The organism is Bradyrhizobium sp. USDA 4501 (assembly GCF_054062115.1).
In genome coordinates this window covers 2,586,865-2,612,186 of record NZ_JBSSEX010000001.1, presented here as the reverse complement: position 1 = coordinate 2,612,186, position 25,322 = coordinate 2,586,865, and the positions used below count along the sequence as shown (strand labels likewise).

Annotated in this window: 26 protein-coding genes and 1 pseudogene; 16 read left to right on the top strand and 11 right to left on the bottom strand. The window is 64.7% G+C overall.

Going from position 1 to position 25,322, the window contains the following annotated elements:
* Positions 1-9: 9 nt before the first annotated feature.
* Positions 10-591: a TetR/AcrR family transcriptional regulator gene (locus tag ACVWZM_RS11765; protein ID WP_456853254.1), complete on the bottom strand. Its 582-nt coding sequence runs from the start codon at positions 589-591 to the stop codon at positions 10-12.
* A 118-nt stretch (positions 592-709) separates the two neighbouring features.
* On the opposite strand from ACVWZM_RS11765, the gene ACVWZM_RS11760 reads away from it, so the two are divergent.
* Positions 710-1,687, top strand: coding sequence for a zinc-dependent alcohol dehydrogenase family protein (locus ACVWZM_RS11760; protein ID WP_057017898.1), 978 nt, complete (start codon positions 710-712; stop codon positions 1,685-1,687).
* 67 nt (positions 1,688-1,754) lie between these two features.
* Here the strand turns inward: ACVWZM_RS11760 and ACVWZM_RS11755 are convergent, their stop codons facing one another.
* Positions 1,755-2,018: a hypothetical protein gene (locus ACVWZM_RS11755; RefSeq protein WP_456853252.1), complete on the bottom strand. Its 264-nt coding sequence runs from the start codon at positions 2,016-2,018 to the stop codon at positions 1,755-1,757.
* A complete protein-coding gene (locus tag ACVWZM_RS11750; RefSeq protein WP_456853250.1) occupies positions 2,005-3,738 on the bottom strand; it encodes a hypothetical protein in 1,734 nt (577 codons plus the stop codon). Before ACVWZM_RS11750 ends, ACVWZM_RS11755 begins: the two co-directional genes overlap by 14 nt.
* Positions 3,739-4,183: 445 nt before the next feature.
* On the opposite strand from ACVWZM_RS11750, the pseudogene ACVWZM_RS11745 reads away from it, so the two are divergent.
* Positions 4,184-4,994 (top strand): annotated as a pseudogene (locus ACVWZM_RS11745) (amino acid kinase family protein).
* Positions 4,995-5,008: 14 nt separating this feature from the next.
* On the top strand, positions 5,009-5,833 hold the full coding sequence (locus tag ACVWZM_RS11740) for an amino acid kinase family protein (protein WP_225647334.1): 825 nt from the start codon (positions 5,009-5,011) through the stop codon (positions 5,831-5,833).
* A 50-nt stretch (positions 5,834-5,883) separates the two neighbouring features.
* Here the strand turns inward: ACVWZM_RS11740 and ACVWZM_RS11735 are convergent, their stop codons facing one another.
* Positions 5,884-6,279, bottom strand: coding sequence for a hypothetical protein (locus ACVWZM_RS11735; protein WP_456853248.1), 396 nt, complete (start codon positions 6,277-6,279; stop codon positions 5,884-5,886).
* 187 nt (positions 6,280-6,466) lie between these two features.
* Between ACVWZM_RS11735 and ACVWZM_RS11730 the strand changes: the two genes are divergently transcribed.
* Positions 6,467-6,838 carry a cupin domain-containing protein gene (locus tag ACVWZM_RS11730; RefSeq protein WP_456853246.1) on the top strand — a complete coding sequence of 124 codons (372 nt, stop codon included), beginning with the start codon at positions 6,467-6,469 and terminating at the stop codon, positions 6,836-6,838.
* Between the two features lie 26 nt (positions 6,839-6,864).
* Here the strand turns inward: ACVWZM_RS11730 and ACVWZM_RS11725 are convergent, their stop codons facing one another.
* From ACVWZM_RS11725 to ACVWZM_RS11715, 3 genes are all read right to left on the bottom strand, one after another.
* A complete protein-coding gene (locus ACVWZM_RS11725) occupies positions 6,865-7,998 on the bottom strand; it encodes an acyl-CoA desaturase (protein ID WP_057017925.1) in 1,134 nt (377 codons plus the stop codon).
* 232 nt (positions 7,999-8,230) lie between these two features.
* Positions 8,231-8,440 (bottom strand): cold-shock protein, encoded by a 210-nt coding sequence (locus tag ACVWZM_RS11720; protein ID WP_028341292.1) that lies wholly within the window; start codon positions 8,438-8,440, stop codon positions 8,231-8,233.
* Between the two features lie 298 nt (positions 8,441-8,738).
* Positions 8,739-9,347, bottom strand: coding sequence for a TetR/AcrR family transcriptional regulator (locus ACVWZM_RS11715; protein WP_050385268.1), 609 nt, complete (start codon positions 9,345-9,347; stop codon positions 8,739-8,741).
* A gap of 112 nt (positions 9,348-9,459) precedes the next feature.
* Here ACVWZM_RS11715 and ACVWZM_RS11710 point away from each other — a divergent pair, with 112 nt between their 5' ends.
* From ACVWZM_RS11710 to ACVWZM_RS11690, 5 genes are all read left to right on the top strand, one after another.
* Positions 9,460-10,155 carry a PspA/IM30 family protein gene (locus ACVWZM_RS11710; RefSeq protein WP_057017894.1) on the top strand — a complete coding sequence of 232 codons (696 nt, stop codon included), beginning with the start codon at positions 9,460-9,462 and terminating at the stop codon, positions 10,153-10,155.
* A gap of 83 nt (positions 10,156-10,238) precedes the next feature.
* Positions 10,239-10,514 carry a YiaA/YiaB family inner membrane protein gene (locus ACVWZM_RS11705; protein WP_038384293.1) on the top strand — a complete coding sequence of 92 codons (276 nt, stop codon included), beginning with the start codon at positions 10,239-10,241 and terminating at the stop codon, positions 10,512-10,514.
* 304 nt (positions 10,515-10,818) lie between these two features.
* Entirely contained in the window at positions 10,819-11,886 is a 1,068-nt protein-coding gene (locus tag ACVWZM_RS11700; protein ID WP_456853243.1) for a hypothetical protein, read from the top strand.
* On the top strand, positions 11,883-12,758 hold the full coding sequence (locus ACVWZM_RS11695; protein WP_456793705.1) for a HesA/MoeB/ThiF family protein: 876 nt from the start codon (positions 11,883-11,885) through the stop codon (positions 12,756-12,758). The genes ACVWZM_RS11700 and ACVWZM_RS11695 overlap by 4 nt, the downstream gene beginning before the upstream one ends.
* Positions 12,755-13,954 (top strand): hypothetical protein, encoded by a 1,200-nt coding sequence (locus ACVWZM_RS11690; RefSeq protein ID WP_456853241.1) that lies wholly within the window; start codon positions 12,755-12,757, stop codon positions 13,952-13,954. Before ACVWZM_RS11695 ends, ACVWZM_RS11690 begins: the two co-directional genes overlap by 4 nt.
* A 167-nt stretch (positions 13,955-14,121) precedes the next feature.
* Here ACVWZM_RS11690 and ACVWZM_RS11685 read toward each other — a convergent pair whose 3' ends face one another.
* Positions 14,122-14,388 carry a hypothetical protein gene (locus tag ACVWZM_RS11685; RefSeq protein ID WP_456853239.1) on the bottom strand — a complete coding sequence of 89 codons (267 nt, stop codon included), beginning with the start codon at positions 14,386-14,388 and terminating at the stop codon, positions 14,122-14,124.
* Here ACVWZM_RS11685 and ACVWZM_RS11680 point away from each other — a divergent pair.
* The 3 genes from ACVWZM_RS11680 to ACVWZM_RS11670 all read left to right on the top strand — a co-directional run bounded on the left by ACVWZM_RS11680 (position 14,351) and on the right by ACVWZM_RS11670 (position 16,354).
* The gene (locus tag ACVWZM_RS11680) at positions 14,351-15,073 is read left to right on the top strand and encodes a hypothetical protein (protein ID WP_456853237.1); all 723 of its coding nucleotides are present in this window, start codon (positions 14,351-14,353) and stop codon (positions 15,071-15,073) included. The two genes, ACVWZM_RS11685 and ACVWZM_RS11680, sit on opposite strands and share 38 nt — an antisense overlap.
* Positions 15,070-16,065 (top strand): hypothetical protein, encoded by a 996-nt coding sequence (locus ACVWZM_RS11675; RefSeq protein WP_456853235.1) that lies wholly within the window; start codon positions 15,070-15,072, stop codon positions 16,063-16,065. Before ACVWZM_RS11680 ends, ACVWZM_RS11675 begins: the two co-directional genes overlap by 4 nt.
* Positions 16,066-16,147: 82 nt before the next feature.
* Positions 16,148-16,354: a hypothetical protein gene (locus ACVWZM_RS11670; RefSeq protein WP_024581255.1), complete on the top strand. Its 207-nt coding sequence runs from the start codon at positions 16,148-16,150 to the stop codon at positions 16,352-16,354.
* A gap of 360 nt (positions 16,355-16,714) precedes the next feature.
* Here ACVWZM_RS11670 and ACVWZM_RS11665 read toward each other — a convergent pair whose 3' ends face one another.
* Positions 16,715-17,566: an SDR family NAD(P)-dependent oxidoreductase gene (locus tag ACVWZM_RS11665; protein ID WP_456853233.1), complete on the bottom strand. Its 852-nt coding sequence runs from the start codon at positions 17,564-17,566 to the stop codon at positions 16,715-16,717.
* A gap of 192 nt (positions 17,567-17,758) precedes the next feature.
* Between ACVWZM_RS11665 and ACVWZM_RS11660 the strand changes: the two genes are divergently transcribed.
* Positions 17,759-19,255, top strand: a complete 1,497-nt coding sequence (locus ACVWZM_RS11660) for an aldehyde dehydrogenase family protein (protein WP_456853231.1) — start codon at positions 17,759-17,761, stop codon at positions 19,253-19,255.
* Positions 19,256-19,526: 271 nt separating this feature from the next.
* Here ACVWZM_RS11660 and ACVWZM_RS11655 read toward each other — a convergent pair whose 3' ends face one another.
* Positions 19,527-19,910, bottom strand: coding sequence for a winged helix-turn-helix domain-containing protein (locus ACVWZM_RS11655; protein ID WP_057017887.1), 384 nt, complete (start codon positions 19,908-19,910; stop codon positions 19,527-19,529).
* A 161-nt stretch (positions 19,911-20,071) separates the two neighbouring features.
* On the opposite strand from ACVWZM_RS11655, the gene ACVWZM_RS11650 reads away from it, so the two are divergent.
* The 3 genes from ACVWZM_RS11650 (at position 20,072) to ACVWZM_RS11640 (ending at position 23,572) form a co-directional block, all read left to right on the top strand.
* Positions 20,072-21,199, top strand: coding sequence for an alkene reductase (locus ACVWZM_RS11650; RefSeq protein ID WP_076827617.1), 1,128 nt, complete (start codon positions 20,072-20,074; stop codon positions 21,197-21,199).
* A gap of 62 nt (positions 21,200-21,261) precedes the next feature.
* On the top strand, positions 21,262-21,777 hold the full coding sequence (locus ACVWZM_RS11645; protein ID WP_456777682.1) for a GFA family protein: 516 nt from the start codon (positions 21,262-21,264) through the stop codon (positions 21,775-21,777).
* Between the two features lie 130 nt (positions 21,778-21,907).
* The gene (locus ACVWZM_RS11640; RefSeq protein ID WP_057017884.1) at positions 21,908-23,572 is read left to right on the top strand and encodes a thiamine pyrophosphate-binding protein; all 1,665 of its coding nucleotides are present in this window, start codon (positions 21,908-21,910) and stop codon (positions 23,570-23,572) included.
* A gap of 245 nt (positions 23,573-23,817) precedes the next feature.
* Here the strand turns inward: ACVWZM_RS11640 and ACVWZM_RS11635 are convergent, their stop codons facing one another.
* Positions 23,818-25,203 (bottom strand): LLM class flavin-dependent oxidoreductase, encoded by a 1,386-nt coding sequence (locus ACVWZM_RS11635; RefSeq protein WP_456853229.1) that lies wholly within the window; start codon positions 25,201-25,203, stop codon positions 23,818-23,820.
* Positions 25,204-25,322 lie beyond the last annotated feature (119 nt).

Below are 25,322 nucleotides of genomic sequence, written 5' to 3'. Positions count from 1 at the left end.
CCGACAAACTCAGGCGAGCAGGCTCATCACCTGATCGATCACGGCCTTCACCTGCTTCGAATCCGGCCTCTGGTGCGCGAGCGCCAGCAGTCCGGCATGCACCACCATGATGGTGTGGGCGGTGACGTCAGGATCAAAGTCCTTCCTGAACTGGGCGCGATCGGTGCGCAGCCGCGCGCGCAGTAGCTCTTCAAGCCGCCGGTTGTAGCGCTCGATGCTCTTGCGGAGCTCGACCTGGTCGAGCGAGCCGTCGGTCGCGGAATTGATCGACAGGCAGCCGCGCTGTCCCTTCTCGCCCGAGCAATAGGGAATGAAGCCGGTAAGCCACTGCCTGATGACGTCCCGCGTGGGCCCCGGCTGCGCCAGCACGCGCTCGGCCCAGCCGAGGATGCCGTCGTGATAGCGGTCCAGCACCTTCAGGAACAACGCGTTCTTGTCGCCGAACGCCGCATAGAGGCTGGGTTTCGCGACGCCGCTCGCCGCCGTGATGTCGTCGAGCGAAGTCGCCTGAAAGCCCTTCTGCCAGAACATCTGGCGGGCGATTTCCAGGACATCGTCCGGATCGAAGCTGCGCGGCCTTGCCATATCCATCTTTTATGTACTCCCGCGTCGGATGTGAAGCCTTCACCTTGCTGTGAAGGCAGGTCCGGCTATTGACGCAATCCATATTATGTACTTACAAGTACACAACGAAATCGGAGATCACGCCATGAAAGCGGTTCAGGTCGTTGCGTTCGGACGTGCAGCGGACGTGGTCAAGCTCAACGAGGTGCCGGACGTCGGCAGCCCCGGCCCCGACGAGATCGTGGTCGCGGTTGAGGCTGCGCCGATCAACAATTCGGATTTCATGATCATCGCCGGGCGCTACGGCTATCTGCCGTCACCGCCGGCCACGCTCGGGATCGAGGGCGTCGGGCGGGTTGTTGCCGCCGGATCGCAGGTGAGGAATCTGAAGGAGGGCGACCGCACGCTGATTCCCTTCACGGTCCCGACCTGGACCGAGCGGGTCAAATTCACCGCATCATGGCAGCGTGCGCTGCCTGACAATGCCGATGTCCAGCAACTGTCCATGATCGGGGTCAATCCGGCCACCGCCTATCTCTTGCTGACCGATTTCGTGAAAGTGCCGCCCGGCGGCTGGGTGATCCAGAACGGCGCCAATTCGGCGACGGCGCGCGCGGTGATCGCCATCGCCAAGTCGCTCGGGCTCAAGACCGTCAACATCGTCCGCCGCGAGGACGTCGTGGACGAGGTCAAGTCGGTCGGCGGCGATATCGTGCTGCTCGACGGGCCGGATCTCGCCAAGCGCGTCGCCAGGGAAACGGGTGGGGCGCCGATCCAGCTGGCGCTCGACATGGTCGGCGGCTCATCCGCCTTGAACCTGATGAACTGCCTCGCGCCAAAAGGAGTGCTCGTCATCTACAGCGCGATGAGCGGACAGCCGTTCTCCGGCTCGGCCTTGAGCGTGATCTTCAACGAGGTGTCGGTGCGCGGCTTCTGGCTCGGTCATTGGGGCAAGACTGCGACGGACGAAGCGTTGGCCGGAATGTACGACCATCTGGTGCCGATGGTCGCATCGGGTGCGATCAGCGCGCCGGTGGTCGGCACCTATCGCCTGGAGGATTTTTCACAGGCGATCGCGCAGGCGGCGGCATTCAAGGGCAAGGTGATCTTCACGCCAAGTTAGGTCGTGCCCCCCGATATTCGCCGGCGCGCACGCCGGCGCATGTCCGCACGACGTCACGCCGGGGCAGCTAGACGATGGTCGAGAGCGTGAACGCGTGCCACGCACTCCAGTCAATACCATCATAGGCGCGCACATACATCGTCTCACTGCCGGTGGTGGCGCCGCCACGCATCCAGATATCATCGAGGTCGGCGGCATTGACGTCGATCACGGTGCTGGCTGCCCAATGGGAATTGGCAGAGGTCCAGAAATAGCCGCTGTTGGCGTTGCCGCCGCCATCCCAAAACTGATAGGCGGCCGCGGGATTCGGGTCAGCGTCAGCATAGGACACCAGGTTGCCGACCTGGCTCCACTCGTTGACGTGCAAGGTCTGATTGCTGATCGAGGCATCGGGTGCGTGGTTTGCCAGGCTGGTCACGGTGAAGCTGTCCCAGGCACTCCAGCTCGTTCCGTCGAAAGCGCGCACAAACATGGAATCGGTACCGGCCGCGGTGCCACCTCGCACCCATACATTGGCGAGGTCGGACGCCGAGACGTCGATGACCGTGCTGGACGCCCAGTGTGAAATAGGCGCTGGTCGCAGCCCCGCCACCGTCCCAGAACTGGTATTGGGTGATTGCATCGCCGTCAGTGTCGGATGCCGTCGTCCAGTTGACGAGCTGCGCCCACTGCGCGGCGTTCAGCGTTTGATCGTTGATCGTCGCGGTCGGAGCAGTATTGGTCGACGTCAGATTAAAGCTGTCCCAATTGCTCCAGGCGGTACCGTCGAATGCCCTTACCCACATCGTCTCGGAACCGGTCGTCGAGCCGCCCTTGATCCACACATTGGCCAGATCGGATGCTGAAACGTCGATCGTCGTGTTGGCAGCCCAGTGGGAATTGTCGGGTGTCCAGAAATAGGCGCTGGTCGCGCCCGCGCCGGCGTCCCAGAACTGGTATTTGGTGATCGTGTCACCTTCGGCATCGCTGGCAGTGAGCCAGCCTTGCGGTTTGACCCATTGATTGACGTGTAGCGACTGGTCGTTGATGGTCGCGACGGGGACCGTGTTTGGCGTCGACGTCACGGTGAATGTGTCCCAGGAGCTCCACTCCGTTCCGTCGAATCCCCTTACCCACATCGTCTCGGAACCGGTTGTCGAGCCGCCATGGATCCAGACATTGGCGAGGTCCGCAGCCGAAACGTCTATCGTCGTGTTGGCAGCCCAGTGGGAATTGTCGGGTGTCCAGAAATAGGCGCTGGTGGCGGCGGTGCCGCTATCCCAGAACTGGTACTTCGTGATCGCATCGCCATTGGCATCGGTCTTGGTCAACCAGTTGTCGACGGTGACCCATTGATCGATATGTATGGAATGATCACCGGCTGTCACGACGGGCGGAGTATTGGCCGACGTCAGCGTGAAGCTGTCCCAGTTGCTCCAGTCTGTTCCGTCGAACGCTCTGACCCAGAACGTCTCGGCACCGGTTGTCGAGCCACCCTTGATCCAGACATCGGCCAGGTCGGCGGCCGCCACTTCGATCGTCGTGTTGGCAGCCCAATGGTCATTGGTGGAAGTCCAGAAATAGGCGCTTGTTGCGGAGGTGCCGCTGTCCCAGAATTGATATTTGGTGGCTGCATCCCCGTTGGCATCGGAGTAGGTCAGCCAATTCTTGGCTTGCGTCCATGTATTGGTGTGCAGCTGCACGTCGGGGACCGTGACGACCGGCGCAGTGTTTGGAATCGTCATGAGCGTGAAAGACGTCCAGTTACCCCAATCGGTCCCGTCGAAAGCGCGTACCCACAGTGTCTCTGTGCCGCCGACCGCGCCGGCACGCACCCACACGTCGGAGAGGTCAGAGGCCGAAACTTCGATCGTCGTGTTGGCGGCCCAATGGTCGTTGGTGGAAGTCCAGAAATAGGCGCTGTTCGCAGCTGTGCCGCCGTCCCAGAACTGAAATTTCTGCGCGGGATTGCCGTCCGAGTCGGCATAAGTGAGCCATGGCTGTATTTTTTGCCACTGATTGTACAACAGGCTGTGGTTACCAATCGTGACGACCGGTGCGGAATTGGCCATGGTTTGCTTCCTCGTGGGGTGCGCCGGTCGAGACCGGCTAATTTCCAAGGTGCAAGGCAATCAATTTTGGCCCGTGAGGCGGGCCAGGCTGAGATTAGTATCGTGCGGCTGAGATCAGCGCATTCCGAAGAAATCGTTAATATCAAATTCAGGATCGCAGAATTTCAATGCAGCATCTATGATGGGTGTCACACCCATCAGTCAGGTCGCGTGCGGCAAAACGTCATAGGTATCCGGTTCCGAGCGGCCTCGCACCGGGTGTCGCGACACGCACTCGCCGGTGCCATTCGCGATGGTCTATCCCGGCCGTTGCGGCTTGAGACGCGCCAGGCTTGCCGTTAGCAGTGCAATTCGAACACCGGTCTTTGCGAGACACCGGTGGAGACATCGAACATCGCGGGCCGACGGAAGCAATGCCAGGCGCATTGGAGAAAGGACGTTTCTCATGGTGAACACGACGGCGGAGCTTGAAGCGCTCCTGATGCAGCGATCGTTGACCGATCCAGCTTCTGGCGACGGCAGAGGCGGCATCGGACTTCCGGATCCTGCCGGATGCCACCGTGATCAAGATCGGCGGGCAAAGCGTCATCGACCGCGGCCGCGCCGCCGTCTACCCGCTGGTCGATGAGATCGTCGCGGCCCGCAAGGCGCACAAGATCCTGATCGGGACCGGCGCGGGCACCCGCGCCCGGCACCTCTATTCGATCGCGGCCGGGCTGCGGCTGCCGGCCGGCGTGCTGTCGCAGCTCGGCGCCTCGGTCGCCGACCAGAACGCGGTGATGCTGGGCCAGCTGCTCGCCAGGCACGGCATCTCCGCGGTCAGCGGCGCCGGGCTTTCGGCCGTGCCGCTTTATCTCGCCGAGGTGAACGCCGTGATCTTCAGCGGCATGCCGCCCTACGGCCTCTGGATGCGGCCGGCAGCCGAGGGCGTGATCCCGCCCTATCGCACCGATGCCGGATGCTTCCTGGTCGCCGAACAGTTCGGCTGCAAGGCGATGATCTATGTGAAGGACGAGAACGGCCTCTACACCGCGAACCCCAAGACTTCGAAGGGCGCGACCTTCATCCCGAAAATCTCGGTCGCCGAGATGAAGGCCAAGGGGTTGCAGGATTCGATCCTCGAATTCCCGGTGCTCGATCTGCTCGCCACCGCGCGCCATGTCCGCCAGGTGCAGGTCGTCAATGGCCTCGTCCCCGGCAACCTCACCCGTGCGCTTGCGGGCGAGCATGTCGGCACCATCATCACCGCGAACTGAGCAGGGACACGACCATGGACGACACCATCAAGCACGTCGCCTCGCCGCTCGCGCGCCAGACCCTGCTCGACAGCGATCTCACCCGTCCCGTCGCCGGCGGTCGCCCGATCCCGCTGCTGCCCTGGGTGCAGGTGGTGAAGATCGGCGGCCGCTCCATCATGGATCGCGGCCACGAGGCGATCCTGCCGATCGTCGCCGAGTTGCGTTCGCTGCTGCCCGAGCACCGCCTGCTGATCCTGACCGGCGCCGGCATCCGCGCCCGTCATCTCTACAGCGTCGGCCTCGATCTCGGCCTGCCGGTCGGCTCGCTCGCGCCGCTCGCGGCGAGCGAAGCCGGCCAAAACGGCCACATCCTGGCCTGCCTGCTCGCGCCGGAGGGCGTGTCCTATATCGAGCATCCGACCATCGCGAGCCAGCTTGCGATCCATCTCTCCGCGGCCCGCGCCGTGGTGGGCAGCGCGTTTCCGCCCTATCACCATCATGAATTCCCGGTCTCGCGCATCCCGTTGCATCGCGCCGACACCGGTGCGTTCCTGATCGCCGATGCGCTCGGTGCCGCCGGGCTGACGATCGTCGAGGATGTCGACGGCGTCTACACCGACGATCCGAATGGTCCCGAGGGGAAGAAGGCGCAGCTGCTGCGCGAAGCCAGCCTCGCTGACCTTGCCAAGCTGAAGGGCACGCTGCCGTTCGATCCCGCGCTGCTCGAGGTGATGGCCAATGCGCGGCATATCGAACGCGTGCAGGTCGTGAACGGCCTCGTTCCCGGCCGGCTCACGGCGGCGCTGCGCGGCCAGCATGTCGGGTCGATCATCCGCACCGGCGCGCGGCCGGCCTGATACCGATGTAATGCTCGCGCGTCGCGTTTAGGCGGCGCGCGACCGAGGGACTACTTGATCGTCGCGTGCACGGTGATGACCGAGGTGCCGGATGCTTTCGGCCCCTGGCCCGTTGCCTTGATGGCAAAGGTGTCGCTGCCCTTGTACTTGGCCTTCGCCCTGTATTCGAAGGTCGATGCGTTGATCTTCTTCAGCTTGCCGTAGGCCGGCTTCTGCGAGATCGCGGAGTCCGTCACCGTGCCGCGGATCCCGATCGGGATCTGGCAGCTTTGGCCCGAGGCGACGTCGATATCGCCGCTCGAATTCTCGCCCCAGTCCGCCAATGTCATCGACATCGAGCATTCCGGCACGGGCTGCGCCGAAGACGCCGGCGTGACATTCAATGCAAAGATGAGCGCCAGGGCGGCGACCCCCAACGCCCGCGTCGTGACGATACTCGTTTTCATGCAAGGCCCACTGCTGAAAGGTTACTGCGCAGGAATCCTGCAACGTGGGAGCAGGGGTGGCAAGGGCTTCGCCTCGCCCGCGCGACATGTGTTGAAATGCTTGCGCGCTTGTTGCGTCGCTGGAGCGCCCCCATAGTCACTGCGGCCCGGTTCGGGACGGAGGCTCACGCGTCAAGAAAGGGTTCCAATGGCTGAAGGCAGCGACGGTCAGGCAAAAGCTCAACAAGCCGGATTCGCCGGCGTCACCCGCAAGACCCTTGAGCGTCTCGCTTTGCCCGGCGATGATCGCGAGCTTTTCGTTGCCGAGGTGACCTATCCGCCCGGCGGGGTCGCCCCGCTGCATCGGCATCCCGTTGGCGGCGTGGTCTTCATCGTCGAAGGCGTTGCCGAGTCCGCGTATGACGACGAGGCGCCGCGCCAGTATCGGGCGGGCGAGACCTTGCAGGATCGCCCTGACGTTCCGCACACGCTGTTTCGCAATTGCGATCCGGAACGGCCGCTGCGCTTCCTGACGATCTACGCGCTCGAGCCCGGGCGCGCCTACGCGATGGAGCCGTGAGGTCGGGAAAAGGCCAAGGCAAAATGTTACGGTTGGCTCACCTGAGGTTTCGGGCTTGCGCCGGCCATCCGAGGTGGAACCGCGAGCAGGAGGCAAACCGACTCCACCAGGAGTTCATGCGCACGGTCGACAATGTCGTCCAACGAACTTGTCTTCGCGAACATGGCCTGGGCTTCAGCCAACAACCGGTCGCGCGTTGGTATGCTGGGCAGATGCAAGTCGGCGCGATGTTGTAACAGAACAAGCGCTTCCCGCACCGACAATCCGGTTTCGTGGACCGACGATTTGATGGCCTGCGCGATGTACTCGGGATTGAAGCGACCAGCGAGTTGTTCAGCCGTTCGCTTTATCACACGCGATCCCAAGCGCTGCTCGTTGCGGAGAACCAGCGTGGGCGGCGCCTTCAGATCCCAGACAATACCGAGCAAGGACAAAGTCACCAAAACATAATAGGTCACATCAATCTCCCACCACCGGAAGCCTTGCCGCGCACTGCTTTGGTAGGCGTGATGATTGTTGTGCCAACCCTCACCCATCGTAAACAGAGCCAGCAGCCAATTGTTGCGGGAGTCATCGCCCGTAACGTACCGCTTGCGCCCGTGAACATGCGCGAGGGAGTTGATGCAAAACGTGGCGTGATACAGCAGCACGGTGCTCCAGAAGAAACCGACCACGAGCCCTGGCCATCCGGCGATGAGGAAGCACAGACCTGCGACCACGATCGCCGGCAAGACCTCCAATCTGTGAAGCCACATCAACTCCGGATACGAGGCAAAATCCGCAACTTTCGTCAGATCAGTTGCATCGTGCTGTCGATAAAAAATCCACCCGAGATGACTGTGCACGAAGCCCTTATGCCCCGGCGAATGCACATCTTGCTCGGTATCCGAATGAAGATGGTGATGTCGATGTTTCGCGGCCCACCAAAGGACGCTTTTCTGAGCGCTGCTTTGGGCGAGGAATGCGAGGATGAATTGAAACGCCCTGCTCGTTGAGTAGGCCCGATGCGAGAAGTACCGATGATAGCCGGCGGTGATCGCAAACATGCGCAGCCAGTATAGGGCGACGCAAATTGCAATCGCTTGCCATGAGACGCCCGTCCAGATCGCCGCCAGACACCCTGCGTGGACCAGCAGAAACGGGAGGACCTGCGGGTACATGATGTCGTCGTGCTGCCGAGCTGGATCGATATTGGTGGACACGCTCGCGACCTCAGCTGCTTCGATGCGCGGGCCGTTTCGCCGGCAGACGGTTCAAGTCCTGGTCCTGGCGGGCATTGCGCGCGGTGTTGACAAAGAGAACCCCGCGGCCGGGTGACCGGTCGCGGGGTCGCGTAACCAGAGGCTTTGCCAGTTCATCCGGGGTCAAAGCATCATGGCCGATTGTCGCAGCTTACACCGCGCGCAGATTGTCCGCAGCAGATTTGCCGGTCCGGCGGTCTGCAACGATCTCAAAAGAGACCTTCTGTCCCTCGTTGAGGGTGCTCATGCCGGCGCGTTCGACTGCGCTGATATGAACGAAAACGTCCTGGCCGCCCTGGTCCGGCTGAATGAAGCCGAAACCCTTCTGGCTGTTGAACCACTTCACAGTTCCCATGCTCATGGAAAATCGTCCTATAGATACGTGTTTGGAGCCGCACTCACGAGTGCAGCGGGCGAATTCGAAGTTCAGGGGGTGAGGGTCGTCAGTCAGGCACGCTATCAGCGGCGAGGCCAAGTCGTTCGGCCGAAATTCGATCAGCGGTAGATAGCTACGGTTCGGTCATTCCGCAAGTGGCTTTCTCCCCTTTCTGACCTCGACCGCTGCGTCCCCCTGGGGCAACGGCTGCAATTCACGGTGCTCTGCGGCAACTTTGCCTGACCGGATGGCGGGGACATCGTGCGGTTTGGGGCCACGCGGCCTATTCCTTCTTCGCCGTCAGCCCGTCAACCATTGCGCGCGTCAACGTTGCGATCTCGCTGCGCAGCGCGCCGATCGGCACCGCGATCAGCTTGTGCTCCAGCCCGAGCGCGACCATGCCATGCACGGCTGAGAACAGGCTGCGCGCGGTGACGCCGAGTTGCGCCGGCGAACGCTGCGGAAACAGCGCGGCGAGCGGCTTGTAGATGTGGCGGAACAATTCCATCTGCTCGGTGATCGCCCATTCCGGCACCGGCTTGCCGGGCTGCATGCGATGCTCGAACAGCGCGCGCCACAGTTCGAGATTGTCGGCGGCGAAATCGCAATAGGCGACCGCGATCCGCACCAGCATCTCGCGCGGCGCGGCAGCCCCGCCGATCTCGGCCAGCGACAGCGACGCATCGAGCCGCGCCAGCGTGCGCGAGCCGACGCGCAGGATCAGCTCGTCGACATCCTCGACCAGATTGTAGACGCCGCCATTGGCGACCCCGATTTCCTGGGCCAGTTCGCGGGTTTTCAGGCCACCGAGACCCTTTGCCGCAATCGCCCGTTCCGCCGCCTCGATCAGCGCTTCCCGCAGTTTTGCACGTCGTTCCAATGCCTTGGACATCTTTGATCCTTCGTTAACCATTGTCTTGAGCGTTGCTCAAATATGACTTGAGCAATGCTCATTATGTGGTACAAGAGATTCATGAGCGATGCTCATAACAGGGAGCGATGAAATGTTCAAAACTGTTTTCACTCTTTTCCGCGGCACCGTTGCGGTGGCCGAAGAGGAACTTCAAGATCGCACCGCGCTGGTCATCCTCGACCAGCAGATGCGCGATGCCGCCGCCGCCGTCGACCGCTCGAAGCGGACCCTGGCGCTGGCGATCGCCGGCGACCAGCAGGAGGGCCGGCGGCTCGACGCCACCAACGCCCGGATCGCCGATCTCGAGGTGCGCGCGTCGGCGGCACTCGATGGCGGCCGGGAAGACCTCGCCCGCGAAGCCGCGCAGGCGATCGCCAATCTCGAAGCCGAGCGCGACGCCGCGATGACCGCACGCGCGTTGTTCGCTTCCGAGATCACACGGCTGAAGCGCCATGTCGGCAACGCCGAGGCGCGCATCGCCGAGCTCGACCGCGGCCGGCGCCTCGCCCGCGCATCGGAAGCGGTGCGTTCGCTGCGCCGGAGCGGCATCGAGGCTGCACGCCCCTACGAATCGACGCTGCCGGAAGCGGAGGCGACGCTGAAGCGGCTGCGCGAGCGGCAGATGGAGATCCAGGCCGCCGACGAGGCGTTGGTCGAGATCGACGCCGCCTCGGGACCATCAGCCACCGCCGAGAAGCTCGCCGAGCAGGGTTTTGGCCCGCGCATGAAATCGACCGCCGACGACGTGCTGGCGCGGCTGAAAGCCAAGCGCCCGCCAGCAGCCTGAAATCCCAAGCCTGAAACCTCAAGCCTGAACTTCAGGTCTGAAACCAAGCCAATTTCAAACCATCTATCATCAAGGAGACGACCATGAACCAGACCATCCAACCCCACAGCGGCAGCTGGGTTACCTTCACCTACGCGTCCTTTGCAGCCTCCGCCTTCCTCGTCGCCGTCGGCGTGTTCTTCCTGCCGATCGACCTCTGGATGAAGGGCTATCTCACGATGGGCATCGTGATGCTGATCCAGACCTGCGTCACGCTCACCAAGACGGTGCGCGACAATTACGAGAGCAGCAAGTTCGTGAACCGCATCGAGGACGCCAAGGCGGAGCGCCTGCTGATGGAGGTCTCCAAGGCCGGGTGAGCCGAAGTCAAGTCGAAGCGGCGGGTGGTTTCTCGCCCGCCGCTTTCGTCGTTCCGGGGACTTGGCCGACCCCGCCGTCATTGCGAGCGCAGCGAAGCAATCCATTCTTCCGCGTATGCCGAGCGATGGATTGCTTCGTCGCTATCGCTCCTCGCAATGACGGTGTGGATAGGCCGCCGACCGCTTACGGCCAACTTGTTCCGTTTCCGGAAGGCCTTGTTTACCGTGCGGCAAACAGCGTCAGGTTGCGCTCATGGCTCCTTAACAGGGGCGAGTGCAGAGATCGCGCCCGAGGGACAGAGAAATGGCGTCCACGGACAATCCCACGCCGGCTTCGCGCGGCAGCAAGAGCCTTGCCAAGAGTCTCGGCAAGGCGCGCGCCGCCTTTGACGGTCTGCGCAGCCATGGCGGCTTCTGGCTGAAGGCGCTGTCGCAGCCGACCATCGATCTCAGCTTGCGCACCCAGGCCGGCCAACGCACCCGCATCGTCGAATCGCCCGGTCTGTCGCTGCCGAGGGACGAGCTCGACGCGCTGGTCGAGCAGCTGCGCATCGTCGCCGCCAAGACGCTGCCCGAGGAGAGCCTGACCTACGGCATCTTCTCCGGTGAACCCGAGCGGCTGTCGCGCGCCGTCGTCACGCTGATCTCGGAGGAAGACACCGGGCGGCCGATCGCCTTCAACGCGCTGTCGGTGATGGACGTGCCGCTCGACGGCGAGCCGGCCGAGGTCACCCATCTCGGCCTCGTCATGGTCGATCCCGATGTGCGCGGGCAGGGGCTGTCCTGGGTGCTCTACGGCCTGACCGCGCTGGTGCTGTTCGCCCGCGACGGGCTGCGGCCGAAATGGATCTCAAACGTCACCCAGGTGCCGGCGGTGGTCGGCATGGTCAGTGATACATTCTCGGACGTCTACCCGTCGCCGCTGCCGGGCGCGCGACAGAGCTTTGCGCATCTCCAATTGGCGCGCGGCATCATGGCAAGGCATCGCGCGGTGTTCGGCGTCGGCGACGAGGCCGGCTTCGACGAGGCGCGCTCGGTCATCACCAACGCCTATACCGGCGGCTCGGACGCGCTGAAGAAGACCTTCGAGATCGCCCCGAAACATCGCAACACAATCTACAACGAGTTCTGCGCACGCGAGCTGGATTACGGCCGCGGCGACGACGTGCTGCAACTCGGCCGTGTCGATCTTGCCGGCGCACGCCGCTATCTCATGAGCGAGGTGCCCTCGGGCTCGCTGCCGTCGCTGCTCGCGGCGTCCGCGATGCTGGCGCTGCAGCGGCTGGTGCTGCCGGTGGTCTACTGGATGGACGACAGCCGCGCCTTCGGCACGCTGCGTCCGCGCAAGCAGGATAACGGGGCCGCGCGATGAATTTCGACTACTATTCCTTCACCGGCCGCAATATCGGCTTCATCGACGAGCACGAGCAGCAGCTGCTGCGTCAGGCGCGGGTGTTCGTCTGCGGCGTCGGCGGCATGGGCGGCGCGGCCTTCATGGCGCTGGCGCGCGCCGGCGTCGGCAAATTCGTGATCGCCGACATCGATCGCTTCGAGGTCTCCAACCTCAACCGCCAGGTGTTCGCCTTCGCCGACGAGGTCGGGCGCGAGAAGGCGGCAGTTGCCGCCGAAGCCGCAAAACGGATCAATCCGACCATCGAGATCGAGGTGCTTGGCGAGAACTGGACCAGCGAGCTCGCCGCGATTGCCGCGCAGTGCCCGGTGATCGTCAACGGCATGGACGATATCGCTGCCGGCGTGCATCTGTACCGGACCGCGAAGCGCGCCGATGCAACCGTGATCGACGCCTATATGTCGCCGCTGCCGTCCGTGATCGTGGTGCGCCCGCACGATCCGCGGCCCGAGCAGCGCCTCGGCTTTCCGACGCTTGGCAAGGACTGGACCGATATCACCGAGGACGACCGTCGCGCCGCGATGCGTGCCGAGATCGAGCACGTGATGCTGCACTCCTCGTCGCGCAACTATGTCGACCTTGCCATCGCCGGCGAAGTCGCCGCCGGCCGCCGCAGCCGGATGTCGTTTGCGCCGATGGTGATCTCGACCGGCATGCTGATGGCCTATGAGGCGGTCGCGCTGATCCTCGGCCGCACCTCGGGCACCGATTGCCGCGGCTGGTTTCTCAACCCGCATCGGCCCGCGATCGAGAAGCCGCGCAATGCGCTCGTCGCCGCCCTGATGCGTCCGCTGGTGCGGCGGGCCATCGATGACCTGACGGGCGGCAAATGACCTCCGGGGCGATCGCCGATTCCATCGTCAATCTGTGCGGCGCCATCGGGCTCGCCGTTGCGATGATGACGTTCTACCGGCGCGATCCGAGGAGCCCGTTGACGCGCCGCCTGCTGCTCGCGCTCGGCGTGATCGCGATTCTGTTCCTCGACCGCGGTCTTGCCTGGTGGACCGGAAGCCGCCTGCTCGACCGCCTCTCGGTGATCCCGGCCTCGCTGGTCCCGCTCGGCGCCCTGATCGTCACCGAAGGCATCCTGCGGCGCCACGCACCGCGCGCGGTCAAGATCGCGGCGCTCGCGGGCGCCATCCTGCTCGGTCTCGGTGGCCTGTTCGGACTGCAACGGCTGGCGATGCCTTACGCGATCGCGCTGGCGCTGTTCCAGCTCTTGGGCTTCGCCACTTGCGCGCTGCTGTTGGCGACGCGGGATCGCGCCACGCTCATGGCAGCGGAGAACCGCAGCATCGGCCGCATGGCGGTCGGCGCGCTGGTCGTGATCCCGTTCATCCTGACCGATTTCCGCACGCTGTTTCCTGATATCCCTGTGCGGCTCGGCGCGCTGGGCGCGCTGCTCACGGTGACGGTGATGCTGATCGCCGGCGGCGGCGCCGAGACACGCCGGCACGGCCTTGCGATGATGGCGCTGCGGCTGATCTCTTCGGGCCTCTTGGGCCTCGCCGCTGCCTTCATGGCGCCCGACGTCGACGCCGCGCAGATGGTTCGGTTCGTCGCGGTTGCGATCGCCGGCGTGCTGACCATCGGGTTGATGACGGACGCGCTGCGGGCGCTGTTCGAATCGCAGGAGCCGGGCGTGCTCAATTCGGTCGCCGCATCGCCGGCACAGACCCGCGAGCAGTTGATCGCCGAGCTGGCGCGGCACCCGATCTTCGAAAGCGCGCGGCGCTTCCGCGAGAACGAGCTTGCGCTCTACGATCCGCCGCTGCTGCACGACTTCCTGTCGACACGGCGTGTGCTGCGGCGGTCCGACGCGCCGTGGGGACTGGCGCCGACCGATCCCGCGGCCGAGCGCATCGTGTCGCTGATCGCAGCCAACAACGCCTCCCATGTCATCGTGCTCGGACACGATCCGCTCGACCTGATCGTGCTCGCGGTGCCCGTCACCGCGGCCGACCCCGCCACTGAGACCGCGCTGGCGCTGGTGCGCCGGCTGCTGGCGTTGACCCCGGAGGCCAAATGACATCAGAGATCCGCGAGGGTGACCGCAGGGCGGCATTCGACGCCGCGCTCAACGCTTATGGGCCCGACAGCCTTTACGTGCCGCCGCTGTGGAGCGATTTCGACCGGATGTTCGATCCGGCGAAGAATCCGTTCGTCACCGAAGGCCACGGCCGCTATGCGCTATTTTCAGCGCATCGCGATGGACGGCCGGTCGGCCGCATCGCCGCCTCGATCCACGACGCGTCCAACCGCAAGCACGGCACCCGCCACGGTGCATTCGGCTTCTTCGATTGCATCGACGATGACGAAGTGGCCGATGCGCTGCTGCGCGCCGCCGAGCAATGGCTGTCGGCGCGCGGCATGAGCCGCGTCACCGGCAACTTCAATCTCACCGCGATGCAGCAGATTCGGCGTGATGACCGACGGGTTCGACCATGCGCCGTTCACCGACATGATGTGGTCGCCGCCGCACGTTGCACAGCATCTCGAACGCGCCGGCTATGCCGCGACCTTCCCGATGACGACGTTCGAGATCGCGCTCGACGACGGCAAGCCGGAGCAACTGCTCGGCGACAAGCAGCGCGCCGTGCTCACTGACCCGGATTTCGTCTGGCAGCCGATCAAGCGTTCCGCCTTCAAGGTGCGGCTGGAGGACGCGCGGCTGATCCTCAATGACGGCTTTGCCGACAATCCGATGTTCGTGCCGCCGACCGTCGCCGAATATCTGTTCCAGGCCGGCGACATGATGTGGATCATCGACAAGCGGATTTCGACCGTGGTCTATCACCGCGGCCGGCCCGCCGGCGCGATCATCGCGATCCCCGACCTCAATCCGCTGATCAAGGCGATCGGCGGCCGGGTCGGGCTGTCAGCGCCGTTCAAATTCGTGCAGCACCGCGTGATGAACAGGCGCGCGGTGCTGATCTATCAGTCGGTCTGCCGCGACCTGCACAATCGCGGCCTCAACGGCGCGATGCTCTACCGCACCGCGCTGGCGTTGCAGGAGGCGGGCTACCGCACGCTGGGCGGCACCTGGATCGCCGATATCAACGGTCCGTCGCTGCGCCAGGTCGAGAAGGTCGGCGCAAGGCCGCTGCACCGGCTGCATCTGTTCACCAAGCGGCTGGCCGCAGCATGAGCGCGCTGACGCCGGATCTGCTGCGCGAGGTGGTCGCGGAGGCGCGGCTGGCGCCGAGCGTCCACAACATCCAGCCGACCCGCTGGCGCCTGCTCGGCGACGGGCGGCTGGCGCTGGTCGATGCGACCGGCGTGCGCGCGCCGGTCGCCGACCCCGCGGGGCATGACGTTCTGGTGTCGCACGGCGCGGCGCTGGAGGGCATGAGCCTCGCGCTCAATCGCCGCGGCTTCGCAATCACGGGCATCACCACGCTCGAGCAGCCGCTGTCGCCGCAATTAGCCGTGCTCTGCTCGTTTGCGATCAAGCAAGGAGCCGAGCCCGATCTGCTGGCGGACCTCGTGGCACGCCGCATGTCGTGGCGCGGCAAGTTCGCGGCATCGCCGGACGATGCGGCGGCGCTGGCGCAGCTGGCTGCCGCGCGCGACGATGTGATCTGCATTGGCGATCGCCGGGCGATTGCCGATATCGCCGGCTGGGCCGATCGCGCCGAATTCTCCTTTGTCCGCGGTGACGACTACCGGGCTGAGCTGCTCGCATGGATGCGGCTGTCGCCCGGCCATCCGCACTATCTGCTCGATGGGCTCAACCGTGATGCGCTCGCCATGAATGCGGTCGAGGCCACCGCCGCGCGCTACGTGCTCGGCAGCCTGTTCAAGCCGCTCGATCGTCTCGGCCTCGCCGCGTCGTTGCTTGCCGACGGCGCCAAGACCGCGTCGGCATCGGCGATCGTGCTGTTTTGCCGTCCCGTCGGTGAGGATCCACTCACGACCGGTCGGCATTTCTACCGCGCCTGGCTGGAGATCGATCGCGCCGGTTTCGCGGCGTGCCCGATTTCGGCGCTATCAGATCATCCTGACTTCAACGACCGGCTGCGAAAGCTCGGCAAAATCGGTGCCGATCTGCGCCTCGTCAACGTGTTCCGTATCGGCCGGCCATCAAAACCGATCAAACCGCGGCATTTCCGGTTGCCGGTTGACCGGCTCATTGTCTGAAAATTAAGCTGCAATCCCCGCTGTCAAAACTTCACGCGGTCGTGCTATGACGCCGCCCGCTAACCAACGACCGGTGGAGATGATGTCGAAGCAATCGCTGCGCGAGGAGGCCGAACGCCTCATCCGCGAGACCATGGAAAAGCGGAACTTGGTCATCAAGCAGGGCACGACCCGGATCGAGGCCGTTTGCGGCAAATGCGGTGCGCCGAACCGGGTGCAGGCGGAAAAGGGCCAGTCCCGCGTCAAGTTCACCTGCAAGAACTGTGACCACAAGCAGGAAACGCTGTGAGCGGGGCCGCGCTCCCGTCATCCTGACAGAATGTGAATGTATTCAGCGTCGTCAGGACCCATTACCCCAACCGCTTGTTGTTGTGCGACGCTGGGGCCACTGTCGCACTCTCAATCGAATTCGGTGGTGATGGGTCCTGGCTTTCGCCAGGACGACGGCGTGCGGAGGCCGCTCGCTACAATTCTCGACGACGCTTCCACGTCATTGCGAGCCACCCGGTCGGCGCGAAGCGCCGCCGGATGACGGGCTTCCGCGAAGCAATCCATCCTTCCGCGTATGCGGTGCCATGGATTGCTTCGTCGCTTCAGCGCAAAATTGCTTTGCAATTTCGTCGCGAGCTCCTCGCAATGACGGGTGGCCTTACTTCCCCTTCACGAACGCGGCGAACGCATCGCCGTAATCCGGATGCCAGCGCGACAGCGGCGGGCGGTTTTCGACGATGTCGCCGGCGGCCCACAGGATGCGGCGTTCGTCGAGTGCACGCGGCACGTCGTTGTCGGGGCAGAGGATGTAGAAGTCGCCGGCATCGAGGCGTTCGATCATGAAGTCGATGGTTTGCTCCGCTGTCCAGGCGCCGGCTGGCTTCTCGGTGCGGCCGCGGGCGGTCAGCCCGGTGAAGACAAAACCCGGGATCAAGAGATGCGCCGTGATCTTGCAGCCGTCGGTGTTGCGCAGCTCGTGCTGCAGCGCTTCGGTGAATGCCTTCACCCCGGCCTTGGAAACGTTGTAGGCGGGATCGCCCGGCGGCGTGGTGATGCCCTGCTTGGATCCGGTGTTGATGATCAATCCCGGCCGGCCGCGCTTGATCATGTTGGGCGCGAACGCCTGGGTGCCGTTGATCACGCCCCACAGATTGACGCCAAGGATGCGCTGCCAATTGTCCGCGGGCCCGAACATCGCACTGCCGGGCTGGATGCCGGCATTGTTCATCAGGATGTCGGTGCCGCCGAACTTTTTCGCGACCGCGGCCTCCAGGCTTGCGACCGCGTCGGCGCGGCTGACGTCGACAGCCGCCGTCATAATGTCATCAGCGCCGCCCGGCGCCGCAGATGACAGCTTTGTCGCAGCATCCTTCAGCCGGTCGTCGTCGAGGTCGGCGATGCAGACCTTCATGCCGGCCTGCGCGAACCGCAATGCGGCGGCAAGTCCGATGCCGGAGGCGCCGCCGGTGATCACGGCAACATGATTGGCTGATATCACGGGGTGGGGCATCTGCGGTCTCCGGACACATGTGTGGCTGAGGTGCGGTCGCTATCGTACCATGCACGCACGCGCATGGGAGGTTTTCGTGCGCGCCGCCCTGATCAACGCCGGCTCGGCTTTACGGTTTCGCGTTCGCGCTGTAGAATTCGGGATATAACGCTTCAAAAAGACCTCAGCCGACATTTTACAGGGAGTGCAAACATGGCTGTTTCGCAGGCTGTTCCGATCACGCGCCATCCTTATGCCGATGGCTCCTACAAGAAGATGCTGATCGACGGCAAATGGGTCGACGCCGCCTCCGGCAAGAAGTTCGAGACGCACAATCCCGCGACCGGTGAATTGCTCGCGTCGGTCGCCGAGGGCGATGCCGAGGACATCAACCGTGCGGTCGTGGCGGCGCGCCGCGCGTTCGAAGGGCCCTGGAGCAAGGTGAAGCCGTTCGAGCGGCAGAACATGCTGCTCAAGCTGGCCGAGCTCGTCGAAGCCAATTTCGAGGAACTGTCCCAGCTCGACACGCTCGACATGGGCGCACCGATCAGCCGGACCCGCGGCAACCGCCTGCGCGCGCTCGGCATGCTGCGCTACTATGCGGGACAGGCGACCGCGATCCACGGCGAGACCATCGAGAACTCGCTGCCCGGTGAGATCTTCTCCTACACGCTGAAGGAGCCGATCGGCGTGGTCGGCGCGATCATCCCCTGGAACGGGCCGCTGACCGCCTCGATCTGGAAGATCGGCCCGGCGATCGCGACCGGCTGCACCGTGGTGCTGAAGCCGGCCGAGGAATCGCCGCTGACCTCGCTGCGCATCGGCGAACTCTGCATGGAGGCCGGCATTCCGCCCGGCGTCGTCAACGTCGTGCCGGGCTATGGCGAGACCGCGGGCGCCGCGCTTGCCTCGCATCCCGATGTCGACAAGGTCGCCTTCACCGGATCGCACGTCACGGGCCAGTCGATCATCCGCGCCTCGGCCGGCAACCTCAAGCGCGTCTCGCTCGAACTCGGCGGCAAGTCGCCGGACATCGTGTTCGCCGACGCCGATCTCGACGCCGCGGTGCCCGGTGCGGCGATGGCGGTGTTCGCCAATTCCGGCCAGATCTGCAGCGCCGGCACGCGGCTGTTCGTCGAGCAGAAGGTCTATGACGAATTCGTCGGCCGCGTCGCCGAGTTCGGCAGGAAGCTGCAGGTCGGCAACGGCCTCGACCCCAACACCCAGATTGGTCCCTTGGTGTCGCAGCAGCAGATGGACCGGGTGTCGGGCTATCTCGACATCGGCCAGAAGGAGGGCGCCAAGGCGCTTGCCGGCGGCGGCCGCCTCACCGAGGGCGCGCTGTCGAAGGGCTATTTCGTGCAGCCGACCGTGTTCGCCAACGTGCAGGACAACATGCGTATCGCGCAGGAGGAGATCTTCGGCCCGGTGATCTCGGCGATCTCGTTTAGGGATCCGGACGAACTGATCAAGCGCGCCAACGCCACCACCTTCGGCCTCGGCTCGGGCGTCTGGACCACCAATGTCAGCAAGGCGCACCAGGTCGCCAAGGCGCTGCGCGCCGGCTCGGTCTGGGTCAATTGCTACCAGGCGATGGATCCGGCGGTGCCGTTCGGCGGCTACAAGATGAGCGGCTATGGCCGCGAGTCCGGCAAGCAACACGTCGAGGAATATCTCAACGTCAAGGCGGTCTGGATCAAGACGGGCTAGGGCCGCTTCTTACCTCTCCTCGCCTGCGGGGAGAGGTCGGATTGCATCGCCAGATGCAATCCGGGTGAGGGGTACTCAACGCTCGGCGTGTTCGCCGAGGGGAGCTCTCCGCTCCAACGCCCCGCATGATTTCGGAATATTAGAATAATACCCCTGATTTGCCCGACGCGTCAAGTTGGGTTGTCGAACGCCGGCCGTCGCCGGCTCCTTTGCATGGGGTTGTTTTCGATATTTTCGTAAGCGCCCCAGCGACAGCCGCCGGTTCCTGCGTTCACCGCCCGGCAGCCTTCTTCGGCTTGCCGATGTCGCTGCGCAGCGCCTCGAGATCCCTGCGCACGGCGCTTGCCGCGTCGCGCTCGATCTTGCGGTAGCGCGCCACCAAGGAGAGGCCGAACGGGGTCAGCACCGCGCCGCCGCCATTCTTGCCGCCCGTCTGCCGTTCCACCGCCGCCTGCCGGCAGATGCGGTTGATCTCGTCGACCAGGTCCCAGGCGCGCTTGTAGCTCATGTCCATGGCGCGACCGGCGGCGGAGATCGAGCCGCATTCCTTGATCCGCTCAAGCAGCAGGATCTTGCCCGGCCCGATCCGGTCCTCGGCATCGAGGTCGATGCGGACGCTGAGGGAGGGGAGCGATGAGGCGCTCGATTTCGACATGGGAGACCTGTTCTCGTGGCAACAGATTGCCACTACCCGCTTTCATGAACAAGATGAACCCGTTAGATAACGGGCATGATCCGGAAAAGTGGGTACCGGTTTTCCGGGCGGATCATGCCCGGACTACAACGGGAAATGACACAAGATTAATTGGGGCAGGCATGAATCCTCCGTCGCTGTTCTCTCCGCTCAAGATCGGTCCCTACCAGCTCGAACATCGCGTCGTGATGGCGCCGCTGACGCGGATGCGGGCGGCGCGGCCGAGCCTCGCGCCGCGGCCGATCAACGCGGAATACTACGCGCAGCGCGCCACCCCGGGCGGCTTGCTGATCGCGGAGGCCTCGCCGGTGGTCGCGACCGGCTTCGGCAATCCCGGTGTTCCCGGCATCTATAGCGAGGCCCAGATCGCGGGCTGGCGCGAGGTGGTGGATGCCGTGCACGCCAAGGGCGGCTTGATCTTCCTGCAGCTCTGGCACGTCGGCCGCGTCTCGCATTCCTCGTTCCAGCCGGGCGGCGCGCTGCCGGTGGCGCCGTCGGCGGTCGCGATCCCCTCCGAGTTCAAGTGCATGACGGCGGACGGCAAGGTGGTCGATTACGAGACGCCGCGCGCGCTCGAGACCGACGAGGTCGCCCTGATGGTCGAGGCCTACCGGCAAGGCGCGAAAAACGCGCTCGCCGCCGGCTTCGACGGCGTCGAGGTTCACGGCGCCAATGGCTATCTGATCGAGCAGTTCCTGCAATCGCGCAGCAACCTGCGCACCGACCGGTATGGCGGCTCGATCGAGAACCGCGTCCGCTTCCTGATGGAGGTGACGCAGGCGGTGACCGAGGTCTGGGGCGCCAGCCGCGTCGGCGTCCGGCTCTCGCCCTACGGCATCGCCAATGGCAGCGGCGAGGCCGACCCGATGCCGCTCTACAGCCACGCCATCAAGGCGCTGGACAAGCTCGGGCTCGCCTATCTGCATTTCATCGAGCCGCGCGCCTCGGGCACCGGGCGTGCCGAGGTCGACTGGCAGAACGTGCCGTCGGCGATGGTGCTGTACCGCCCGATGTGGAGCGGCGTGCTGATCACCGCCGGCAATTTCGTCGGCGAAACCGCGCAGAGCGCGGTCGCCGAAGGTCATGCCGATGCGATCGCGTTCGGCCGCTACTTCATCTCCAACCCGGATCTGCCGCGCCGTCTGCAGCGCGGCTATCCCTTGACCAAGTACAACCGCGCCACCTTCTATGCCGGCGAGGAGAAGGGCTACACGGATTATCCCGTGCACGACGAACTGGCGCAGGCGTAACTCTTCGTAGCCCGGATATCGCTTCGCTCGTCCGGGCTACGATGCCTTGATGGGAGACCGTGATGTTTCCGGACGACGAGTTCGAGCCGACCAAGAAGCCAAAGCCGGTGGCGCTGGCGAAGCCCGCGGCCGGCCAATGCCTGTGCGGCAAGGTGCGGTTCGAGATCGACGTGCCGGCGCGCTGGGCCTGGCATGATCACAGCGCCGCCAGCCGCCGCGCCCATGGTGCGGTTTATGCGACCTATGTCGGCAGCTGGAAGAAGCGCTTCCGCATTACGCAAGGCGAAAGCGAGCTGTCGCGTTACGAGGACGCGAAAAGCAAGACCGCGCGCAGCTTCTGCGCCAATTGCGGCACGCCCATCATCTACGAACGCGCGCGGTCGCCGCACATGGTCAACATCCCGCGCGCGCTATTCTCGGGGCGCACCGGCCGGCAGCCGCTCTATCACATCGCGATCGAGGAACTGCAGGAATGGGCCTACACCGGCGAGCCGCTGGTGCCGCTGAAGGGCTATCCCGGCGTGGTCTGGCAGCGCTCGAAAAAGAGGAAGCGCAGCGAGCGTGAGGGGATGTTCTAGCGAGTGCTTCACCTCAGGCGCGCGCCTGCGGAATGCGGCCATGACCGCTCGCTCGATTGCCCCTCGCGCGCAAGTTTGGTCATCTCCCTTGATCCCCGTCGGCCAACGCGCCGACAGGCCTGGAGGGAACATGAAAAATCGCATTACCGGCCGCTCGGCATTTCTGGCGCTGCTGAAGGATGAGGGCGTCACCCATCTGTTCGGCAATCCCGGCACCACCGAACTGCCGATCATGCACGCGCTGAAGGACCATCCCGATCTCACCTATGTGATGGCGATGCAGGAGAGCCTGGTGGTCGCGATGGCCGACGGCTTCAGCCGCGCCTCCGGCAAGCTGGTCGCCTGCAATGTTCATGTTGCGCCGGGCCTCGGCAACGCGATGGGCTCGCTCTACAATGCCAGCTTCACCGGCACGCCGCTGATCCTGACCGCCGGGCAGCAGGAACAGGGCCACGGCCTGACCGAACCGGTGCTCTACGGTCCGCTGGTGCAGATGGCGACGCCGCTGGTGAAATGGGCGGTCGAGGTGACGCGGCTCGAAGACCTGCCGCGCATCGTGCGCCGCGCCGCCAAGATCGCGACCACGCCGCCGACCGGGCCGGTGTTCATCTCGCTGCCCGGCGACATCCTCAATTCCGAAGCCGGCATCGAGCTCGGCCGCTCCACCCGGATCGACACGCGGGTGAGGCCGTCGGAGGATTCGCTCAAGGCGCTGGCCGCGCGCATCCTGAAAGCGGAGCGACCGGTGATCGTCGTCGGCGACGAGATCGTGAAAAGCGATGCGCTGCGCGAGGCGGCCGATCTCGCCGAGACGCTGGGCTGCCCGGCCTGGCAATCGCCGACTCCTTATGGTTCGCACTTCCTCTCCGAAAGCCCGAGCTTCATGGGCGCGATCGCGCGGCTGCAGAAGGTCGCGCGCGACGTGCTGGCACCGCATGATCTGTTGATCGCGCTCGGCGGCGATCCGCTGCGGATGTCCGTTTACAGCGAGGTCGATCCGTTGCCGGACGGCCTCTCGATCGTGCAGGTCGGCCTGGTCGACAGCGACCTCGCCAGGAACTACGGCGCCGAGATCGCGGTGAAGGCGGACGTCAAGGAAACGCTGCGCGCGCTGGTGCCGGCGTTGAAGGAGGCCGGCGACGGCGCGCTGGAGACGCGCGCCAAGCGGGGACTCGCGGCCTTGTCGACGAAGAACTGGGCGGCGAAGCGCAAGGCGCTGGTCGAGCAGATCTCGAAGGCGAGCCAGACCTCGCCGATCGATCCGGACTGGCTGGCGTTGCAGGTCGTGGAGGCGATGCCCGACAACGCGATCCTGGTTGACGAGGGCCTGACCTCGTCGCGCCAGATCATTGGCTTGAGGCCGCATCGCGACCGCTACGGCTATCACGCGCTGGCATCCGGCGGCATCGGCTGGGGCCTGCCGGCCGCGGTCGGCGTCAGCCTCGCCAATCCAGAGCGGCCGGTGGTGTGCTATTCCGGCGACGGCTCGTCGATGTATTCGATCCAGTCGCTGTGGACCGCCGCCAATCACAAGCTGCCGCTGACCTTCGTCATCGTCAACAATGGCGGCTACCGCATCATCAAGCAGCGCCTGCTCGCCTTCCACGGCGACGACAACTATGTCGGCATGGATTTCATCGACCCGCCGGTCGATTTCACCGGCGTCGCGCGCTCGCTTGGGCTCGAGGCGATCAAGGTCACCGATCCGCAGGAGCTGAAGGGTGTGATGAAGTCGGCGTTCAGCCGTCCGGGCGCGAAGCTGATCGAGGTGGTGGTGAGCAATTCGGTGAATTGAGCAAGCCGCGCGCTTGCTGCCTCCCCGTCATCCTGAGGTGCGAGCGAAGCGAGCCTCGAAGGATGTACGGCCCGCCTGGTGGCCGTCGATCCTTCGAGACGCGCGCAAGAGCGCGCTCCTCAGGATGACGGGATGGGCAGATGTGTGTGCCGCGTCATTGCGAGGCACGAAGCGACGAAGCAATCCATGATCCCGCATATGCGGAACGATGGATTGCTTCGCTTCGCTCGCAATGACGGCGCGGATCATTCCGCCGCAGCACTCCGCTTCACCCGATACCGTGTCGCCGGATGCGTCGCGTCCAGCCTCGCACGCCCTGCGCCGAACAGCTTCTCCCGCAAGGTGCCCTTCGCATACTCGCGCTTGTAGCGGCCGCGCTTGACGAGCTCCGGCACCAGCATGTCGGCGATGTCCTCGAAATCGCCGGGTGAGATCGCAAACGCGACATTGAGGCCGTCGACGTCGGTCTCCTCGAACCATTGCTCGATCTTGTCGGCGACCTGCTCCGGCGAGCCGACCACCACGGGGCCGGCGCCGCCGATGCCGACATGCTCGGCGACCTCGCGCACGGTCCAGACCCGGTCGGGATCGGCGCGGGTGACGTTGTCCATCGCGGAGCGGCCGGCGTCGTTCTGCACGTGGCGGACCTCCTGGTCGAGCGAATAGGTCGAGAAGTCGACTCCGGTCCAGCCCGACATCAGCGCCAGTGCGCCTTCATGGCTGATATGGCTGCGATACTCGGCGTACTTCGCTTTCGCCTCCGCCTCGGTCGGCGCCACCACGACGCACATCATCGAGAACATCAGGATCTCGGCCGGGTTGCGGCCCTTCGCGGCGGCGAGCTCGCGGATCGCCGACACCCGCGGACCGATCACCTTCGCCGACGGTCCCGACATGAACACGCATTCGGCGTGCTCGGCGGCGAACTGCCGGCCGCGCGGCGAAGTGCCGGCCTGGTAGAGCACCGGCGTGCGCTGCGGCGACGGCTCCGACAGGTGGATCGCGTTGAGCCGGTAGTTGTTGCCGTCATGGCGTACCGGATGCACCTTGCTCGGATCGGTGAAGATGCCGCGCGCGACGTCGCGGATCGCGGCGTCGTCCTCCCAGCTGCCTTCCCAGAGCTTGTAGACCAGCTCCATATATTCGTCGGCGAGCTCGTAGCGGTCGTCATGCGCGGTCTGCTTGTCCTTGCCGGCGCCGCGCGCGGCGGAATCGAGATAGCCGGTCACCACGTTCCAGCCGACCCGACCGCCGGTGAGGTGATCGAGCGTCGACATCCGCCGCGCGAACGGGTAGGGCGGCTCGAAGGAGAGATTGCTGGTGACGCCGAAGCCGAGATTTTCGGTCACCGCGGCCATCGCCGGGATCAGCATCAACGGTTCGTTGGCCGGGGTCTGCGCCGCGTTGCGCAGCGCCGCATCCGGATTGCCAGCATAGACGTCGTAGACGCCGAGCACATCGGCGAGGAACAGGCCGTCGAACCGGCCGCGCTCCAGCGTCTTCGCCAGATCGATCCAGTAGGACAGCTTGTTGTAGTCCTTGGTGCGGTCGCGCGGATGGGTCCACAGACCCGGCGACTGATGCGCCACGCAGTTCATGGCAAAGGCGTTGAGCCGGATTTGTTTTGTCATTGTAGAAAACCTTGGTCGAAATCTTGCGCGCCGCTTCGAATGCTGCCCGGTGATGCCGGGCGTCCCGCTTCAACTTGTTGCGACTTCCCACGTTTTGGCAAGGCCCATTCGCATTTCGC